Below are 17,829 nucleotides of genomic sequence, written 5' to 3'. Positions count from 1 at the left end.
CCTCATCAATGCCATCGATAAACCTAGCGTAACAGTGAGTCATCGCCTGAGACCACCTATTGCTGCACTTCTCGCCTACAAGTTGTCGCAGGGGTGATTATTCTACAGCAGAAGGGTACAATTACCACTTAAGCAGTACGATTGTTCTACTATGATAGGGGCGACAATGATAATATTAAGACCTGTTTCGCCCCCCTGTCTCTGTTGCCTGTCGATATGTCAAAAACCCAGCTAGCTGCATCCTTAAATGGACATCTTCCTCACTCTAACAACAACCAAAATACAATCCGCATTCGAGGTGCTAGGCAGCATAATCTCAAGAATATAGATTTGGAACTGCCACGCGATCGCCTGATTGTCTTCACTGGTGTTTCTGGTTCTGGCAAATCTTCCCTAGCATTTGACACCATTTTCGCAGAAGGGCAACGCCGCTACGTAGAATCCCTCAGCGCCTATGCACGGCAATTCTTGGGACAGGTGGAAAAACCTGATGTGGAGGCGATAGAAGGTTTAAGCCCGGCGATTTCCATTGACCAAAAGTCTACCTCCCATAATCCCCGTTCCACTGTGGGGACGGTGACGGAGATTTATGACTATCTACGGTTGTTGTTTGGACGGGCGGGTGAACCTCATTGTCCGATATGCGATCGCTGTATTGCCCCGCAAACAATAGACCAAATGTGCGATCGCATTCTGGAACTTCCCGACCGCACTCGGTTTCAAATTCTTGCGCCTGTTGTCCGGGGTAAAAAAGGAACTCACAACAAGCTGTTATCAGGTTTAGCTTCTCAAGGTTTTGTCCGCGTTCGGGTAGATGGCGAGGTGCGAGAACTGTCTGACGCGATTGAGTTAGATAAAAATGTGACTCACACTATTGAAGTGGTGATTGACCGCCTTGTGAAAAAGGCTGGTATTCAGGAGCGTTTGGTCGATTCTCTCGCCACTTGTTTGAAACAATCTAGTGGAATTGCGGTTATTGAAATTCTAAAAGATACAGAAGATCCGGGATTACCTTCCGAGTTGGTATTTTCCGAGAACTTTGCGTGTCCAGAACACGGGGCGGTTATGGAAGAATTATCACCGCGCTTGTTTTCGTTTAATTCTCCTTATGGTGCTTGTCCCCATTGTCACGGGATTGGAAGTTTAAGAAGATTTTCGCCGGAGTTGGTGGTACCAGACCCCAAAGCACCTGTTTATTCTGCGATCGCTCCTTGGTCGGAGAAAGACAATTCTTATTATATAGAGTTATTGTACAAGGTGGGGCAAGAGGTCGGGTTTGAGTTGCAGACGTTGTGGCATCAGTTGACTGAGGAACAGCGGGATTCGATTTTGTATGGAACCGCAGAGGCGCAGAAGTCGCAGAACTCAGGGTTTAAAGGGGTGCTTCCCATGCTGCAAAGACAGTATGAGGGGAGTTCGGAGTTAATTAAGCAAAAGTTAGAACAATATTTGGTTGACCAGCCGTGTCCGGTGTGTGAAGGGAAGCGGTTAAAACCAGAGGCGTTGGCGGTGCAGTTAGGACAGTACCGAATTTTGGATCTGACTGGTGCATCGATTCGGGAGTGTCGAGAGAGGATTGATAAGTTAGAGTTGAGCCAACGTCAGGTGCAAATTGCAGACTTGGTATTGAGAGAAATTAGAGCGCGATTGCAATTTCTCTTGGATGTAGGATTGGATTACCTAACGCTTGACCGTCCAGCGATGACGCTTTCGGGTGGGGAAGCGCAACGAATTCGTTTAGCAACTCAAATTGGTTCTGGGTTGACCGGGGTTTTGTACGTTTTGGATGAACCAAGTATTGGTTTGCATCAACGAGATAATGGACGGTTACTGCAAACTTTAACAAAATTAAGGGATTTGGGAAATACTTTAATTGTGGTAGAGCATGATGAGGAAACCATTCGTGCTGCTGACTACATTGTGGATATTGGTCCTCATGCAGGTATTCATGGGGGAAATATTGTCGCCCAAGGTGATTTACAGGCGTTGCTAGAGTCGCAAGAGTCACTGACGGGTGCTTATTTGTCAGGACGGCGGGTGATTACAACACCAGTCGCACGCAGAGAAGGAAATGGGCGGAGTTTGGTCATGAAAAATGCCCATCGGAATAACCTAAGAAATGTAGATGTAGAAATACCTTTGGGTAAACTTGTCGCTGTCACTGGCGTTTCTGGTTCTGGGAAATCTACCTTAATTAATGAGTTACTTTACCCTGCACTGCAACATCAGCTAACGCGCAAAGTTCCTTTTCCTAAAGAAATAGATGGAATTCAGGGATTGGATGCTGTTGACAAAGCCATTGTCATGGACCAATCACCTATTGGGAGAACACCACGTTCTAACCCAGCGACTTATACAGGGGTTTTTGATGTGATTCGCGACGTTTTTACAGCAACAATTGAAGCAAAAGCAAGGGGTTATAAACCGGGGCAATTTTCCTTCAACGTCAAAGGTGGACGCTGTGAAGCTTGTAGCGGACAGGGTGTCAATGTCATTGAAATGAACTTTTTGCCGGATGTTTATGTACAATGCGAAGTTTGCAAAGGTGCAAGATATAACCGCGAAACTTTGCAGGTGAAGTACAAAGATAAGTCTATTTCTGATGTTCTCAACATGACAGTTGAGGAAGCTTTGGAGTTTTTTACAAACATTCCTAAAGCGGTGAATAAACTGCAAACTTTAGTTGATGTAGGGTTGGGATATATTCAACTTGGACAACCAGCAACAACCTTATCTGGTGGTGAAGCGCAGCGAGTGAAATTAGCAACAGAATTATCACGTCGTGCGACAGGTAAAACACTTTATTTAATAGATGAACCTACAACAGGTTTATCTTTTTATGATGTTCACAAGTTGTTAGATGTGTTGCAACGTTTGGTAGATAAAGGCAATTCAATTTTAGTGATTGAACACAATTTAGATGTGATTCGTTGTGCTGATTGGTTGATAGATTTGGGACCAGATGGTGGTGATAAAGGTGGAGAGGTGATTGCTGTAGGTACGCCAGAGGAAGTGGCGGAGAATTCTCGGTCGTATACTGGGCAATATATTAAGCAGGTTTTGCAGCAGTATCCAGCACAGACAACTCAGAAGATATAAATATACTTACTGAAAAGGCGAATGTAATTCGCTACTACACAAGCAAAGTCCACCTCCGTGGACTAATAGAAAATTACGAGTTTCAGAACCTGCGGAGGCAGGTTTTGTCTGTATAGGCGCGATTTCTAATCGCTAGGATGCTGAATTACTAAAAAAACAAAGTAGTCGTGCATAGAATAAAATAACCCTGATAAAAACGAGGAATAATATGAAGACTATCGAAACAATTGCCACCGTGACAGCAGATGGCAAAATTACAGTACAGTTACCACCAGATATCCCAGCAGGTGAGCATAAAGTGGTAGTGGTGATTGATGAAAAGCTTTTACCCAAGAAAACCGAGACACAGGAAAAACGTCCGCCGCTAGATTTTCCTGTGATTCATGTTGGCTCTTGGCCAGAAAATCTTTCTCTAAGACGTGAAGATATGTATGGTGATGATGGGCGATAATTTTGTCTTTCTTGACACTAATATTCTCGTCTACGCCAGTGTTCCTGAGTCTTCTTTACACTTGGTTGCTATCAACGCAATTCAAACTTATGAACAGCCTGGAACTCAATTGTGGATTAGCCGACAAGTGTTGCGGGAATATCTGGCAACTCTTACTCGTCCACAGCTATATACTGAGCCAATACCAATTTTGACTGTAATTGCAGAAATTCGTTTTTTCCAAAACCGCTTTCGAGTGGCTGAAGATAGTTCTCTGGTGACGGAAAGGCTATTGACACTCATGGAAGAAATAACCATTGGTGGCAAGCAGGTACATGATGCGAATATTGTCGCCACAATGCTAGTTTACGGTATTCCTCAACTGTTAACTCACAACACAGGTGATTTTGCTAGATTTTCTGAGTTGATTACTGTGTTGCCTTTACAATAGTAGGTCATAATAGCATAAGAACTTTCAGTAATTTTCCGAAATTTTTCAAGATACAGTGTAGATAGAATCAAAATCAGTCTCTACTTCAGGGCTAGTTTATGGAACCTGCAACACTGACAGCAGCTGGTATCGCCACTTTAGCATTTAGCAAAGCTATAGAAAAAACCGCAGAAACCCTGACAGCAAGCGTCTTAAATAAATTAAACAATCTGCGCGAGAAAATTTGGCAGAGGTTCAAGGGTAATCAGAAATTAGAACAGACGCTGGCGAAAGCACAGAAAGAAGGCTCAAAGGCAGATGTTGATTTAATCGCTGCTTACTTACAAGTCGCGATGGACACAGACTCGAAATTTGCTCAAGATATTCAACAGCTAGCCCAAGAAATTAACCAAGAAATTAATATAGATAAAATTGAAGGACGCAATGTCCAAAATGTTTACGGTGGCGAAGCTTATCAAAATAATGACAGTAAAGCTCCCATCTTCCAAGGCGTAGATAATAGCCCGATCAACATTCACTACAATACTCCCCCTTCTTGACTGCAGTCGTCCGAACGGGAACGGGCAAAGTTAAATCCCCCTACTGAAATACCACAAAATTTGCCCTTGAGTGGGGCGACGAAGTTCGTCGGACGTGAACAAGAACTTGAACTTCTCCATGAACTCTTGCAGCAAAATCAACGTGTGGCAATAACCGCCATTACTGGTATGGGTGGCGTGGGGAAAACAGAACTGGCGCTGCAATATGCAATAGCACACCGCGAAACTTACCAAGGTGGAATTTGCTGGTTGTTGGCGTTACAAGATGTAGGGTTGCAGATTGTACAATTTGCTCGTATACAACTGCAATTAAACCCACCAGAGGATTTTGATTTACTGGCGCAAGTCGCATATTGCTGGCGAAACTGGCGTGAAGGTGAAGTGCTGTTGGTGTTGGATAACGTCACCGACTACAAACAAGTCAAGCCGTATCTACCAACCTCATCGTCGCGGTTTAAGGTGTTGATGACGACGCGCCAACGCTTAGGTACATCAATAGAGAAATTATCTTTAGATGTATTGCAACCAGAAGCAGCCTTGGAGTTATTACGAACAATCATTGGTGCAGAACGGGTTGATGGAGAAATTTCACAAGCAGAATCTCTGTGTGCGTGGCTGGGATATTTGCCTTTGGGGTTAGAATTAGTCGGGCGGTATCTAGCACGCAAAGAAGATTTATCCCTAGAAGAAATGTTGCGGCGGTTGCAGAAAAAGCGATTAGAAGAACGTTCTCTTTCTCACTCCGAAGACGACATGACAGCACAGCAGGGTGTGCAAGCCGCCTTTGAGTTGAGTTGGCAAGAATTAGACAATACCGATAAGCAACTGACGTGTTTGCTGAGTTTATTTGCCCCTGCACCGATACCTTGGGAGTTGGTGGAACAGTGCTTACCTAATGTAGATGCAGACGAGTTAGAAGAAAGTCGGGATGATAAGCTGCTGAAATTGCATTTGCTACAGCGTCAGGAAACGGGAATTTATCAACTGCATCCACTGCTAAGGGAATTTTTCCAAGCCAAGTTAGAAGATTCATTTGTTTTGTTCTCTTGGGGTAATCTTCAATATGCTTTTGCCACAGCAATGATAGCAGTCGCCCAAGAAATTCCTCAAACCCCCACCCGTGAACAAATTACCGCCATCTCTCCCGCCATACCTCATTTGGCAGAAGTTGCCAATAAGCGTATTCAATATGTTAGCAATGAAGATTTAATTTGGGCTTTTGTCGGTAACGCTTCATTTTACAATGGTCAGGGGTTGTATGATAAGGCAGAACCTTGGTTAGAGCAGTGTTTAGAAGTTACAAAAAAGCGCTTGGGCGAAGAACATCCCTCCGTCGCCTCTAGCCTCAACAACCTGGCTGGACTCTACAATTCCCAAGGACGCTACAGTGAAGCCGAACCGTTGTTCCAGCAAGCTTTAGAACTGAGTAAACGCCTGTTGGGCGAAGAACATCCCCATGTCGCCTCTAGCCTCAACAACCTGGCTGCACTCTACAATTCCCAAGGACGCTACAGTGAAGCCGAACCGTTGTTCCAGCAAGCTTTAGAACTGAGTAAACGCCTGTTGGGCGAAGAACATCCCGATGTCGCCTCTAGCCTCAACAACCTGGCTGGACTCTACAAATCCCAAGGACGCTACAGCGAAGCCGAACCGTTGTACCAGCAAGCTTTAGAACTGAGAAAACGCCTGTTGGGCGAAGAACATCCGGATGTCGCCTCTAGCCTCAACAACCTGGCTGGACTCTACGGTTCCCAAGGACGCTACACTGAAGCCGAACCGTTGTACCAGCAAGCTTTAGAACTGAGAAAACGCCTGTTGGGCGAAGAACATCCCTCCGTCGCCACTAGCCTCAACAACCTGGCTGGACTCTACGAATCCCAAGGACGCTACAGTGAAGCCGAACCGTTGTACCTGCAAGCTTTAGAACTGAGTAAACGCCTGTTGGGCGAAGAACATCCTCGTGTCGCCTCTAGCCTCAACAACCTGGCATTACTCTACAAATCCCAAGGACGCTACAGTGAAGCCGAACCGTTGTACCTGCAAGCATTAGAAATTTGTGAACAACGGTTAGGGGTGAATCATCCTCACACTGTGACTGTTCGTGAAAATTTGGCAAGTCTTCGCGCTCAATTGTCTTCAGAGCAGTAAAATTTAACTTTTCAGCCTCAACGATCAAGCTCTAATCTCGAAGTTCCGAGTTCCAAGCACGAAGTTCCGAGTTCCAAGCACGAAGTTCCGAGTTCCAAGCACGAAGTTCCGAGTTCCAAGCACGGCGTTCCGAGTTCCAAGCACGAAGTTCCGAGTTCCAAGCACGGCGTTCCGAGTTCCAAGCACGGAGTTCCGAGTTCCAAGCACGGAGTTCCGAGTTCCAAGCTCGAAGTTCCGAGTTCCAAGCTCGAAATTCCGAATTTTATAGCGGTTCTTCATTGAGTGCAATACATCAGGAAATAAGAACCACAGATGGACACAGATGGACACAGATAAATTTGTACTTCATTCAATTGAGTTGCGCTATAAGCTCAAATGATAGTGTTACACAGGCGATTTGCTCACCTTATATCATTTCACGTTAATCGCGATACATTTAAATTCTGTAAAGACGCGCCATGGCGCGTCTCTACACTACCGATTTGTATCATCCTTTTCGTAAAATGGTATTAAACCCATCAAGCCACGAGCATGCGATGCTCCTAAAGGGAGCCGCCAAAAGCGATCGCATATTACCGAATGTATTAAAGGCTATTCCATTCTTCTAGTGTAATTTCTCGCTCCAAAATTACCTCTATTTCCCGAACCATCATCCTTAGTTACGGTACAGAATACTCATCATTCGAGGGAATTGTTAGGCGATGTTGCGCGTAAGTCATAAACTGATGCTTAGTTCCAGATAATGGTCCCTCGAAACCTAGCAGTCGCAATTTCTGGACAAAATCCCGACGCTTACAAGGTATCCATCGACTCAAGGGTTGGCTCCTTGTTCAGGTCAATATTATTAATTACTGGTAGAGAATGTCCCAATTTCAACCCAAGCAAAATCCAGTCTTCCAGTGTTGAGCGTAACTCATTCTCACATTCTCGCAACGTTGAACCAAAGGCGATAACTCCTTTACAAGCAGGAATCCTACCTGCAAATGTACTATCTTCCAGTTTGTCGTAAACCGCCTGTGCAGTTGCTTGCTCAACATAATCACTCAGGATAAACCTTACAGCCATTAAATCTCACGCTTTGCTACAAGTTGGTTGTCATTTTTTACTCTATTGAAACACAAAAACATTGAATTAAACAAAATTTGCCGCCACAATCACTGCTATTGGAATTAGAATGTTATCAATTTCTTTTGGACTACATCCTTCAACAATTGCAGCAATAAACGCTAATAGTAAAATCCTAAGAATATTCAATTGACTTGGTATGATAAGCCAAACAAAAAAGACGCTGGCGGCGAAAGCAAAAACAAACATTGAGAGGCTTCCTTCCAGACTTTTGTTGCTGAGAACTTTGTACTTTAATCTGCCATAATAAGTACCAATTATTGGTGCAACACCATCGCCCCAACCAAGAGTTGCCATTGCTACAATTCCAGGAAAAGTTTTATACAAAAATGTGCCGCAAATAGTTCCCACAATGACGAAATAGAGTGGACCTTTAAGGAGTTCTCGTTTATCACCTGTGCGAGTCATAATATTAACAGCCTCATCGTCTGGTTTGGCAAATAACCCTTTTTGGATGAGGAGGAATATCCACACGACAAAAATTGTCACATTCAGGTACTTTGACCAGTGTAAATCGCTGTAAAGAGGCAAAAAGCCGATAATTGACCCAGCACCGATATGCGTAATTTTGCGGCTAATATCTTGTGGTAGCCCAAACTTAGTCACACAGACATTCAACAATGCTACCAGCCCGAATACGTAAACAAACGTCAGCGCTGTTGCTATCAAATTTCCTATAAATGGGCTAATATTCAAGGCGAAAGACAACATATCAAATTTCTCCACCCTTACGGAAGAACTGCTGCAAAATCTCTCCTGGTTTGCGGTCCCAAGTATCAATATGCTCGTAAATTAAACCATCTTTGTTGAGTTTATAAGTCGAGTAGCCATTGAAAAATATCTTAGCTTTCCAAGGAACGCGCAAAACACCGCGAACTGTCCACTTAGCCAAAATTGTGTTCTCGGCTGACTGATTGACATCATGTAAGTCAAAGTAAATTTTGGTAAAAAATAGTTGAGCGTGAAATCGTAAAGTCCAAAAGATAATGCGATAATTCAATTTTCCCTTAAATTTATTAACTGGGTCTTGAAAGTAGATATCCTGCGTGTAGATGTCGTAGGAAATGTCCTTTTCAAAAAGCGTTGGTAAATCTCTTTTGAGAGTTTGGATGACCCTTTCTACCTGCGATTGATATTCCACACATTGCCCCCTAAAGATTCTTCCAAAACCCCAGCAACTGACGCCAAATAAAAGATGCTTTCTTACTCACTCTACCTTGATTTAAATCCGGCAGAGAAGGAAATGCAGCAACTTGGGCATAAGGACCTTGTCGCAACACCTGAGCTAAGGCATTATTATCTTGTCGCAAACCTTCATAAAAAAAGAAGACTTCCCCGGAAATGCCACAAGCGCGGTTATACTCAATAGCTTGCAACAGGTACTCTGGACTTATCCGGTAAGAACCAACTTTCATCAGAATTCCTGGTGCTAACTTCGATAAAGTGGTATTCGTGAATTGCTCTCTGACTAGCTTATTAATAATACCTTTGTAAGTGAGGAAATCACGGCGATAGATTTGTGGATGGATAATATCTACCAGCCCTCGTTGGAACCATGTGGGCGAGTCTTGCAGATATTCCTTGTATGCCCAATCATGAATATTAGGGGCAATTGATATCAGCAGGTTGGAATTAATCGCTTTGATTTCCTGATAGAGGCAGGCAAGAAATTCAGTGAGAATATCAGCACGCCACTGCAACCATCGCCCATCCTTGAAGTTTTTTGGCGGATATTCACCAAACTGCTGGCGGTAGCGTTCCATAGTTCCTTGGTCATACCCACCTTCGCTAGGTAATGCAGGCAAGCGGTCATCACCTTGGATGCCATCTACATCGTAATTTTTTACAACTTCCAATATAAGATTTAACATGAAACTTTGGACTTCTCGGTCAAGGGCATTCAGCCACTCGAAGCCATTTTTCTTCAGCAAATTACCTTCACTGTCACGGGCAGCCCATTTAGGCTTTTTTGCAAGCAGTAGTCCACCATTCAAATTGTAGGAACTGGCGAATCCGTATTCAAACCAAGGCATGACTTTTAGCCCGACTCGCCGCGCCTCAGTCACCACTTCTGCCAAGGGGTCACGCCCAACAAATTGCGGGTTAATTTCTATATTAAAAATTTGCCGCATGAGTTGACTGGGATACATTGTCGTCCCCTTGTTCCAAACAACAGGGAAGACCACATTAAATCCCGTCTCGGCAAGAAAGTCCATTGCTTCTGCAATATTTTGCTGGGAATGGAAGGCTTTGCTATCTGTGGTGGTTAGCCAGACGCCGCGTATTTCTACTCTTGCCATGCGCCTTTTAATGATGTGTTCGGAGTATTCAATAGACTTTCTGTAAAAGTCTGTATTTGGTATTTAGAACCACATATCTACACACATTAACCCTAGTTAATTATCTGTGTCCATCTGTGGTTTTATTTTCATAACAATTGATTTTTATAAGAGATTTCATCTTATTTTTTCAATTTTTCTACCTCCCTATTACTATCCGACTATACCGCGCCTGAATCACCATGTAACCACCATAAGCAACTAAACCCAACGCCACAAGACCCAAAAGCCAAGGACCGTAAGGTTGTTGTGCGAGTGTCTGTAACGCCTCACCTAAACCTCCTGCTTGACTGGCGTCAGACTGAGTTGCTGCTTGAATCAAAAACCAGCCAATAATACAGAAGACTATCCCTCGCGCTACCAAACCAAATCTGGAAATACCAAACCAAATCTGGAAATACCCATTACCAATTTGCGTTGTGAATCGTCCAATTCATTTAAATTTAGTTTTCTGCGAAACTGACTACTAAAAGCTTGATAAAACTCATAGAAACCCAAACCAATAGTAAACGCTGCCACAGCCCCAACTAACCATTGACCAAAGGGTTGAGAGAGTAATCTTGCTGTCCAATCTTGTTGTGTGGAATTACTTTTACCGCCACCATTTGAACCAAGAACAATCTGCACAGCGCTCAAAGCTAAACCAGCGTATATCAAACCATTAATTGCATAACCAGCTCGCTGTGCCAAACCTTTAGCATCTGTGCCTTTATTTTCTGGGTCTTTTATTGCCTGTACAAAACGAAAAATCACGTATCCAATTAATCCAATTGCCACCAAAGCTAGCAAAAACTTTCCAAATGGCTGATTGACAATTGTCTGGAGAGCACCTTCAGTATCAGTCGTTCTACCACCACTGCCAAACGCTGCCTGCGCTGCCAGTAGTCCAACGACAGCATAAACTACTCCTTTAGATATATAACCAAATCTAGCTAGTCGCTCAACCCATAAAGAAGGGCTTTGTGTTGTTAGTTGTTGTGTCATAGTACTTATCTTTAATCATGGTTAAGTATTTAGCAGAAAGTACACATAACATACATCTATCAAAGGAATAATTATGAATTATTGAATAACTGTTTCCTGATCAAGCCAGTATTTGGTATGGACAATTTTTAGATAGTAGTTATGATTAATACTTGTATTTAAAGCCCAACTTTATAACTTGAAGAGTATAACTTATGTCTGTTCTAGAAGGTTCATGGCAGCACGAGTATATCACTGCAAATGGCGTTAGATTGCATTATGTTACTCAGGGAGAAGGCCCTCTCATGCTTATGCTGCATGGATTTCCTGAGTTTTGGTACTCGTGGCGGCATCAAATACCAGAATTTGCCAAAGACTTTAAAGTTGTTGCCTTGGACTTGCGTGGCTACAACGATAGCGAAAAGCCGAAAAATCAATCAGCTTATGTGATGGATGAATTTGTCCGAGATGTGGAGGGAGTTATCAAGGGATTAGGATACGAAAAGTGTGTTTTAGTAGGACATGACTGGGGTGGTGTGATCGCTTGGAATTTTGCTTACTCTCACCCTGAAATGGTAGAGCGTTTAATTGTACTTAACATTCCTCATCCTGCTAAATTTGGCGAAGGCTTACGCACTCCTCAACAGTTGCTACGCAGCTCATATATGTTCTTATTCCAATTACCAGGAATTCCAGAATTTCTCATACAATCCTTGGATTATCAACTCATTGAAACTGCTTTTAAAGGTATGGCAGTTAACAAGAGTGCTATCACTCAAGCGGATATTGAAGCTTACAAAGATGCCGCATCTAAACGTGGCGCCCTCACAGCAATGTTGAACTATTACCGTAATATTTTTCAGCAGAGAATAGTCAATCAAAATTGGGGCGTTTTACAAGTGCCAACCTTGATGATTTGGGGAGAAAAAGATACCGCCCTTGGCAAGGAATTAACATACGGTACACAAGCTTATGTAAAAGATTTTCAAATCAAATATATTCCCACGTGTAGCCATTGGGTGCAGCAAGAGGAGCCTCAATTAGTCAATCAGTACATACGAGAGTTTCTGGGGAGTTAATTTCTTAGTGCGTTTTCGCGACGCCATTAATAAAGCAACATCATTAGACTTCTTGCAAAAGTCAATTATCTTTAAAAAAAACCACAGATGTAGGCCTAAGCATACATCTGTGGTTCCTTAATTCTTTGATGTATTACACCCAATTGAAAACCGCTATACTCCTCACACCACCTGATAAACAAAACTGAGACTCGCCCAATGATTCACATCTAACACGTAGGAGTCGGTCGCTGTACCGTTCATATCGTTGACTGCACTGGCATTATGCAAATCTTGCATCACGGCTTGTGCTACTTCTAGGGGGCTGATCAAGGGCTGTATGCGGTGTTGTTCTCCTTGGGGATGTTTAGCAGCTTCCAAAGCAATCAGGGATTGGGTAAAAGGTGCAGTACTAAAGATGAGTTGGGTTTCACTTAAGGAAGTTGGTCCCTGCACCACCCATTCAAAACCAGTAGTCGTTTGTGGTATCGTCAGAGTTTGCCCTGGGGATATAACCATATCTCTGAGTACTGGTTTGACTTCCGATAGCTCAGGTTCAGTACTCTTGTACCAGGGAAACAGGGCGATCGCAGTCCTACTGCTATTTAATGCCAGCAGCATGAGATAGAGAGGGCGATCGCTAATATTTTCCACTCGATACTGTATCCGACTGCCAACACTCACAGTGGGAATACCACCAAGTTCCGGATTGAATGACTTCTTATTTGAGGTTTCAGCGCTTTGGGTTCGCAGTGTTTCTCGTTGTATCAGCGCCCGAGGCGCGAGGGTGCCAATGTTCTCTAAAGTTACCTTAACTCCTAAACGCGAAGACCCTGCATTCTCTGTGAGTCGCCATAATTTTGCCGCCAGCAAGGTTTGTAGTTTTGGTGCTAACCGCAGCGCGGCTACTTTTACTGCGTCTCCCGCTTCCCCTTCAGTGTTGGGGATGAGTTCGCTACCCAGAGAAAATAAACCGTAGCGACCCAGAGACACCATCGTAGAGTTAGGTGCTGCTAAATCTTTATTCTTTGCTTCTGGTAGTTTCCCAAACACATAATCCGCTGGTTGTTCTCCTGCGACTACGCTTGACACATGGCTAACTGTTGCAAAGGCACTTGTCGCATCGACCCGCTCAATTCTCTCCAGTCCAGTGTCGAGGGCAACTGTTAAACCAATATTCCGGGGTACAACTCGCACAGCTTCTTGAACCAGTTGTCCGGCTTCTAGGGAAGTTGTACCGTCAAGACTGGAAATTTGCGCCTTTGCTGTTAATCCAGCACGCGATCGCAAAACCATCTGTGTATTCGACGCTTCTTTTGTCACGAGAGTCAGGCGGGAATTTACTCCGTAGTATTCAAGTACTTGTGCAGGTAGTCCCCCCAGCCACAGTAGAACTGTTTTACCGTCGTCCTCAGTTCCTGTGACCACTCCCTCTGCACCAACGGTGGTATTTGGGAGCAAAATATCTGCAATGAGCGTACGAGAAAGCTGATTTTTCTTATCTTGCAATAAAGCTGGCTGCTGTTTCTTACTACCCAACTGCTGGACAGAACTTGCCACATGAGAGAGGCAGATTTGAATTGTCGTTGCTGGTGTGGCTTCCCACAAGTATTGCGTCAAGGCATAGGTAAATAACCCAGCACTAAAACCAGACAACTGCTCCTCCCTTGCCAATTGCTTGGGGTCAGAAGTTGCTGACAGTACAATAACTGGCTGTTCGTTCGTGATTTGCTCCTGTAGCTGTTTTTGAAATTCAAGTTCTTCTGCTAACAGGATAGATTCTGCTGCTACTGGGCGGGCGCGAATTCGCAGGCTTGTTGGCAGGGAGTTGGAGGGAGTGTCGTAGCTCGTATCCAAAATTGCTGTTACGCGGTTTGTGGCAAGCGATCGCAACATCAGCAGCAGTGTTTCTTCCAACAGATAGTTGACAAACTTATTTTCTTGTTTATCATCTCTGCCATTAACTGGAATGAGAGCGTTTTGCTCTGTTTCTTGCATTTCCAACTTGACACGACTGCCGTAGCCACTATAGTGAAACACGACGACATCATCAGGTCTTGCTTGCTTGACCAGATGCTCGATAAAAGCTGTCTCTATAGATTCCCTCGTCGCTTTTTCATTAGTTAACGAGATAATATCTGAGGGTTGGAAACCAAAGCGGTGAATCAAAAGTTCCCTTTGCAGTTCTACATCAGTCAAACAACCGATCAGATCTGGACATTCTGGGTACTGATTGATGCCGACCAATAAAGCCAATTTACGCGGTATGGATTGTGCCAAAGCTTCGTTGTAGCGATTTCCCAAGGTCAACCACTCAGTCTCAGCCGCACCTAATACCGTGAGTAGGGAGCCACACTTTTGTAAAAACGTTCGCCGCTTCATAGTTAGCTATCAGCCCTCAGTCCATCAGCTATAGCTTATAGGGCTGAGGCCTGTACTGTAAAGTAAAATTTTATACTGTATTTTTGCCTTGAATGTGCTTTAAATATCGTAAGTATCGACTGGGATTTGCATTGCTCGTGCCAATTCTGCCGCCACCTCTGGACGGGAAAATTGTGGTGGAGGCAACTCACCTCGGCGCAGCATTTCCCGCACTTTTGTTCCCGAAAGATGAATGCGCTCTTCCGGAAGACTAGGACTTGTTTTACTTGTCGCCATTTGCTGGGTGCGAGTGCAGTAAAAGGCGTGTTCAAACATCATCGGCACAATGCCCAGTTCTTCAGGCTTAAATTCATTAAAGATGTGTTGAGCATCATAAGTGCCGTAGTAATTACCTACTCCAGCATGATCCCGTCCGACGATAAAGTGAGTACAACCGTAGTTTTTGCGAATTAAAGCGTGGAAAATTGCCTCCCGAGGACCAGCATAACGCATAGCCGAGGGATTAATTGCTAAAAGGACGCGGTTATGTGGGTAGTATTTCTCCATCAAAATTTCGTAACAGCGCATTCGCACATTTGCGGGGATGTCATCTTCTTTGGTCGCTCCAACCAAGGGGTGCAAAAATAGACCATCCACAATTTCCAAAGCGCACTTTTGAATGTATTCGTGGGCGCGGTGGATGGGGTTGCGAGTTTGGAACCCAACAACAGTTTTCCAGCCCATTTCCTGAAACAAATGCCGAGACTCAACGGGATCAACTTGGTATTTTGGAAATAGAGCATGAGGTTCGCGTTCTAATAACCACACATCACCTGCTAAATGTACAGAACCTTGATTGTAGAGTACCTTTACACCAGGATGGTTTGAATCATTGGTTCGATAAACATGAATAGCTTCACGGGTCTTGTCGTAGTGATATTTTTGTGTAAGTTCCAATACCCCGATAAATTGACCAGCACGATTATCTAAACGAATTAAACCGCCTTCGCTCAAGGGGGCGGCGACTTCCTCATTAACCGAGAGTGTAACCGGAATTGACCAAACAGTCCCATTAGCGAGCCGCATTTCTGTCACAACGCGATTATAATCCTCCTGGTTCATAAAACCAGTCAGTGGACTAAAACCGCCAATTGCAATCATTTCCAAATCTGATACCGCTCGTTCATCAAGTTGAACTCGCGGTAGAAAGTCAGCTTTAGAGAGAAATTCTTGTCTTTGCTCAGGTGTAGCGATGCGATTCACTAATTGCCCTCCGTGAGGGGCTATGCCGTCAGAATGGTAACTCAAGGTAGTCCCTTCTTTGCGATAACTACAATAATTTTTTCAGCTATGTATTAACTTATCACTTTACGTTTCGCTGATTTTTAGAGAAGTTTCTGAAATTCCTGCATGAGAACCTTTATATAAGCAAGATTTTAACGGTAACTTACGATGGATCTGATGATGTGCCTCTGCTGGCACAACTAGAGCACGGTCGTAACCGCAGCTTGGAAAAGCGCCCCCTCCTAAGCAGCAAGAGGGCAATTTGACCCAAGTTTGGTTTCTTGTTCTAAAAATAAACGGACTTAGCAATCGTTTTGTTTAGTGCCGATTTAATCATTTTGTCCCTGTTTTGTCACTTTTTTAGTGTCAATATTTAGAAAAGTTTTTTTTAGTAGAAAATTTTAGAAAATTTTTTAATAGAAAAAAATAGAAAGTTACGTTACATCAGTGATACAATATGCGACTCTTCGGTCACTCCGGGTATTAAGGTATTAACAAATAATTTCAAGGTTCTACTAAATAAACTTTTTAGCAATTGCACTTTTACCATTAATGCTTGTGCGGAGTACCACCAAACACTTTTTTTGAAAAGTAAAGGATTGAGAATATGGTGACTACGTGCGTATTGACCAATCAAGTCTTTACGAATGTTAATGACACAAAGCTGGGATTAGAGTCAACTTTGCAGGATTTACCACTTTGGGAGGTAAGCATTGAGTTATCTCTTCCAGCAAGTAACTTGAGCAAGTTGTTTGAGGAAGAACCTCTGCTGCCAGGAATTATTTTGACCAACAATGGGCTATACGTTGGGATAATTTCGCGGCGCAAGTTTTTTGAGAAAATGAGTCAGAGTTATAGTTTGGATTTATATTCTCAGCGACCTATCGAAATTCTATACAAAATGATCCAGCAAGTGGTATTCACACTTGATGAGAAAACATCCGTTATAGAAGCAACCCGATGGGCATTACAGCGATCGCCCGAATTGATCTATGAGCCGATTTTAGTGGAAACAGCTTCTGGAAGGTATCGGTTAGTCGATTTCCAAGCGTTACTTCTAGCCTACTCGGAAATTCATGTCTTAACACTTGATCAACTACAACGGGTCGAAGAAAAATCCAAAACAACAAGTACAGACTTACATCACCTTCAGCATAAGTATAACCAATTATTAGAGAAAGAAAAGAATGAAAAAGTAGCTGCTTTGGAACAACTCGTGACTGGCATCGTCCAGCAAATCAACAAACCCGTTACCTTTATTGCTGGTAACCTTATCCATGCCAAACGCTATATTCAAGAGCTACTTCAGATAATTAGCCTGTACCGGCAGTTCTATCCTGATCCAGCAGAAGAAGTTCAAACTGCGCTCAATCAAATTGAACTGCACTTTTCAGATGATGAGATCGCCAAACTCCTGACCTCTATGAAGAGCGGATCTCAGCACATCCGACAGATTGTCCGCTCATTGCAACATTTTTCTTACCTTGATGAATCTGAGAAAAAAGCAGTTGATATCCATAAAAGTATTAATAGTGCTCTGTTACTTTTAGAAAATCGCCTTAAACCTTGCACAGACGGTGAAAGCATTACCATCGTTAAGGAATATAAAAGTCTTACCTTGGTGGAGTGCTATGTTGAGCAACTAAAACAGGTTTTCATAAACATCCTCAGTAATGCAATCGATTCCCTTGAGGAGGGAATGAAAAATTGGAACTCAAGGATTGACATAGAACAAGACCTGCTCCCCAAAGATGAACCCCCAAAGATGGTGCTCCGAATCTCCACTGAGATGCCGGCTCCTTTTACTCACGTAGTCATTCGCATTGCAGATAACGGACCTGGCATGATAGAAAAAGTGAGGCAGCGAATATTTGAGCCTTTCTTCAGCACTAAACCTGTTGGTAAAGGAACTGGATTGGGACTATTCATCAGCTATCAAATTGTTGTTGAAAAACACCGTGGTCAATTGGACTGCATCTCTGCTCCTGGACAAGGGACTGAGTTCATCATTAAAATTCCAGTTCAAATCTAA

At 43.4% G+C, this 17,829-nt stretch carries 17 protein-coding genes; 8 read left to right on the top strand and 9 right to left on the bottom strand.

The genetic code is table 11. The features are described from left to right. Nucleotides 1–216 precede the first annotated feature (216 nt). The 5 genes from uvrA (at nt 217) to MAS10914_RS30760 (ending at nt 6,667) form a co-directional block, all read left to right on the top strand. The gene (gene uvrA, locus MAS10914_RS0121645; protein WP_017318038.1) at nt 217–3,099 is read left to right on the top strand and encodes an excinuclease ABC subunit UvrA; all 2,883 of its coding nucleotides are present in this window, start codon (nt 217–219) and stop codon (nt 3,097–3,099) included. Between the two features lie 208 nt (nt 3,100–3,307). Then, nucleotides 3,308–3,550 (top strand): hypothetical protein, encoded by a 243-nt coding sequence (locus MAS10914_RS0121640; RefSeq protein ID WP_017318037.1) that lies wholly within the window; start codon nt 3,308–3,310, stop codon nt 3,548–3,550. Next, nucleotides 3,531–3,980: a type II toxin-antitoxin system VapC family toxin gene (locus tag MAS10914_RS0121635; RefSeq protein WP_033366361.1), complete on the top strand. Its 450-nt coding sequence runs from the start codon at nt 3,531–3,533 to the stop codon at nt 3,978–3,980. The genes MAS10914_RS0121640 and MAS10914_RS0121635 overlap by 20 nt, the downstream gene beginning before the upstream one ends. A 98-nt stretch (nt 3,981–4,078) precedes the next feature. Continuing rightward, nucleotides 4,079–4,519: a hypothetical protein gene (locus tag MAS10914_RS0121630; RefSeq protein ID WP_017318035.1), complete on the top strand. Its 441-nt coding sequence runs from the start codon at nt 4,079–4,081 to the stop codon at nt 4,517–4,519. 60 nt (nt 4,520–4,579) lie between these two features. Then, entirely contained in the window at nt 4,580–6,667 is a 2,088-nt protein-coding gene (locus MAS10914_RS30760; protein WP_017318034.1) for a tetratricopeptide repeat protein, read from the top strand. Between the two features lie 24 nt (nt 6,668–6,691). On the opposite strand, the gene MAS10914_RS36685 is transcribed toward MAS10914_RS30760, so the two are convergent. Further along, nucleotides 6,692–6,946: a hypothetical protein gene (locus MAS10914_RS36685; RefSeq protein WP_408605877.1), complete on the bottom strand. Its 255-nt coding sequence runs from the start codon at nt 6,944–6,946 to the stop codon at nt 6,692–6,694. Between the two features lie 179 nt (nt 6,947–7,125). Between MAS10914_RS36685 and MAS10914_RS35795 the strand changes: the two genes are divergently transcribed. Continuing rightward, on the top strand, nt 7,126–7,275 hold the full coding sequence (locus MAS10914_RS35795; RefSeq protein WP_156818210.1) for a hypothetical protein: 150 nt from the start codon (nt 7,126–7,128) through the stop codon (nt 7,273–7,275). A 184-nt stretch (nt 7,276–7,459) separates the two neighbouring features. Here MAS10914_RS35795 and MAS10914_RS0121620 read toward each other — a convergent pair whose 3' ends face one another. From MAS10914_RS0121620 to MAS10914_RS31705, 6 genes are all read right to left on the bottom strand, one after another. Further along, nucleotides 7,460–7,732 (bottom strand): hypothetical protein, encoded by a 273-nt coding sequence (locus MAS10914_RS0121620; protein WP_017318033.1) that lies wholly within the window; start codon nt 7,730–7,732, stop codon nt 7,460–7,462. A gap of 66 nt (nt 7,733–7,798) precedes the next feature. Next, the gene (locus MAS10914_RS0121615) at nt 7,799–8,503 is read right to left on the bottom strand and encodes a diacylglycerol/polyprenol kinase family protein (RefSeq protein WP_017318032.1); all 705 of its coding nucleotides are present in this window, start codon (nt 8,501–8,503) and stop codon (nt 7,799–7,801) included. Between the two features lies 1 nt (nt 8,504). Next, a complete protein-coding gene (locus MAS10914_RS0121610; RefSeq protein ID WP_017318031.1) occupies nt 8,505–8,933 on the bottom strand; it encodes a DUF2358 domain-containing protein in 429 nt (142 codons plus the stop codon). A gap of 10 nt (nt 8,934–8,943) precedes the next feature. Further along, nucleotides 8,944–10,092, bottom strand: a complete 1,149-nt coding sequence (locus tag MAS10914_RS0121605) for a glycoside hydrolase family 10 protein (protein WP_017318030.1) — start codon at nt 10,090–10,092, stop codon at nt 8,944–8,946. Between the two features lie 178 nt (nt 10,093–10,270). Then, nucleotides 10,271–10,495 carry a DUF1206 domain-containing protein gene (locus MAS10914_RS35790; RefSeq protein ID WP_232224209.1) on the bottom strand — a complete coding sequence of 75 codons (225 nt, stop codon included), beginning with the start codon at nt 10,493–10,495 and terminating at the stop codon, nt 10,271–10,273. After that, nucleotides 10,489–11,115 carry a DUF1206 domain-containing protein gene (locus MAS10914_RS31705; RefSeq protein ID WP_232224208.1) on the bottom strand — a complete coding sequence of 209 codons (627 nt, stop codon included), beginning with the start codon at nt 11,113–11,115 and terminating at the stop codon, nt 10,489–10,491. The genes MAS10914_RS35790 and MAS10914_RS31705 overlap by 7 nt, the downstream gene beginning before the upstream one ends. Before the next feature lie 194 nt (nt 11,116–11,309). On the opposite strand from MAS10914_RS31705, the gene MAS10914_RS0121595 reads away from it, so the two are divergent. Further along, entirely contained in the window at nt 11,310–12,173 is an 864-nt protein-coding gene (locus tag MAS10914_RS0121595; RefSeq protein WP_017318029.1) for an alpha/beta fold hydrolase, read from the top strand. Between the two features lie 162 nt (nt 12,174–12,335). On the opposite strand, the gene MAS10914_RS0121590 is transcribed toward MAS10914_RS0121595, so the two are convergent. Continuing rightward, nucleotides 12,336–14,534: a caspase family protein gene (locus tag MAS10914_RS0121590; protein ID WP_017318028.1), complete on the bottom strand. Its 2,199-nt coding sequence runs from the start codon at nt 14,532–14,534 to the stop codon at nt 12,336–12,338. A gap of 99 nt (nt 14,535–14,633) precedes the next feature. Continuing rightward, nucleotides 14,634–15,821: a sulfate adenylyltransferase gene (gene sat / locus MAS10914_RS0121585; RefSeq protein WP_017318027.1), complete on the bottom strand. Its 1,188-nt coding sequence runs from the start codon at nt 15,819–15,821 to the stop codon at nt 14,634–14,636. Between the two features lie 583 nt (nt 15,822–16,404). On the opposite strand from sat, the gene MAS10914_RS0121580 reads away from it, so the two are divergent. Then, nucleotides 16,405–17,829: a sensor histidine kinase gene (locus MAS10914_RS0121580; RefSeq protein WP_017318026.1), complete on the top strand. Its 1,425-nt coding sequence runs from the start codon at nt 16,405–16,407 to the stop codon at nt 17,827–17,829.

This window comes from Mastigocladopsis repens PCC 10914, from assembly GCF_000315565.1.
Classification (GTDB): Bacteria; Cyanobacteriota; Cyanobacteriia; order Cyanobacteriales; family Nostocaceae; genus Mastigocladopsis; species Mastigocladopsis repens.
The sequence above is the reverse complement of the archived record's forward strand: the minus strand, read 5'-3'. Positions and strand labels throughout refer to the sequence as shown.

Excerpts from the sequence above, each read along its gene's own strand:
- uvrA (WP_017318038.1), top strand. The coding sequence starts at position 217 with ATGTCAAAAACCCAGCTAGCTGCATCCTTAAATGGACATCTTCCTCAC.
- MAS10914_RS0121640 (WP_017318037.1), top strand. The coding sequence starts at position 3,308 with ATGAAGACTATCGAAACAATTGCCACCGTGACAGCAGATGGCAAAATT.
- MAS10914_RS0121635 (WP_033366361.1), top strand. The coding sequence starts at position 3,531 with ATGGTGATGATGGGCGATAATTTTGTCTTTCTTGACACTAATATTCTC.
- MAS10914_RS0121630 (WP_017318035.1), top strand. The coding sequence starts at position 4,079 with ATGGAACCTGCAACACTGACAGCAGCTGGTATCGCCACTTTAGCATTT.
- MAS10914_RS36685 (WP_408605877.1), bottom strand. The coding sequence starts at position 6,946 with ATGAAGAACCGCTATAAAATTCGGAATTTCGAGCTTGGAACTCGGAAC.
- MAS10914_RS35795 (WP_156818210.1), top strand. The coding sequence starts at position 7,126 with ATGGCGCGTCTCTACACTACCGATTTGTATCATCCTTTTCGTAAAATG.
- MAS10914_RS0121620 (WP_017318033.1), bottom strand. The coding sequence starts at position 7,732 with ATGGCTGTAAGGTTTATCCTGAGTGATTATGTTGAGCAAGCAACTGCA.
- MAS10914_RS0121615 (WP_017318032.1), bottom strand. The coding sequence starts at position 8,503 with ATGTTGTCTTTCGCCTTGAATATTAGCCCATTTATAGGAAATTTGATA.
- MAS10914_RS0121605 (WP_017318030.1), bottom strand. The coding sequence starts at position 10,092 with ATGGCAAGAGTAGAAATACGCGGCGTCTGGCTAACCACCACAGATAGC.
- MAS10914_RS31705 (WP_232224208.1), bottom strand. The coding sequence starts at position 11,115 with ATGACACAACAACTAACAACACAAAGCCCTTCTTTATGGGTTGAGCGA.
- MAS10914_RS0121595 (WP_017318029.1), top strand. The coding sequence starts at position 11,310 with ATGTCTGTTCTAGAAGGTTCATGGCAGCACGAGTATATCACTGCAAAT.
- MAS10914_RS0121590 (WP_017318028.1), bottom strand. The coding sequence starts at position 14,534 with ATGAAGCGGCGAACGTTTTTACAAAAGTGTGGCTCCCTACTCACGGTA.
- MAS10914_RS0121580 (WP_017318026.1), top strand. The coding sequence starts at position 16,405 with ATGGTGACTACGTGCGTATTGACCAATCAAGTCTTTACGAATGTTAAT.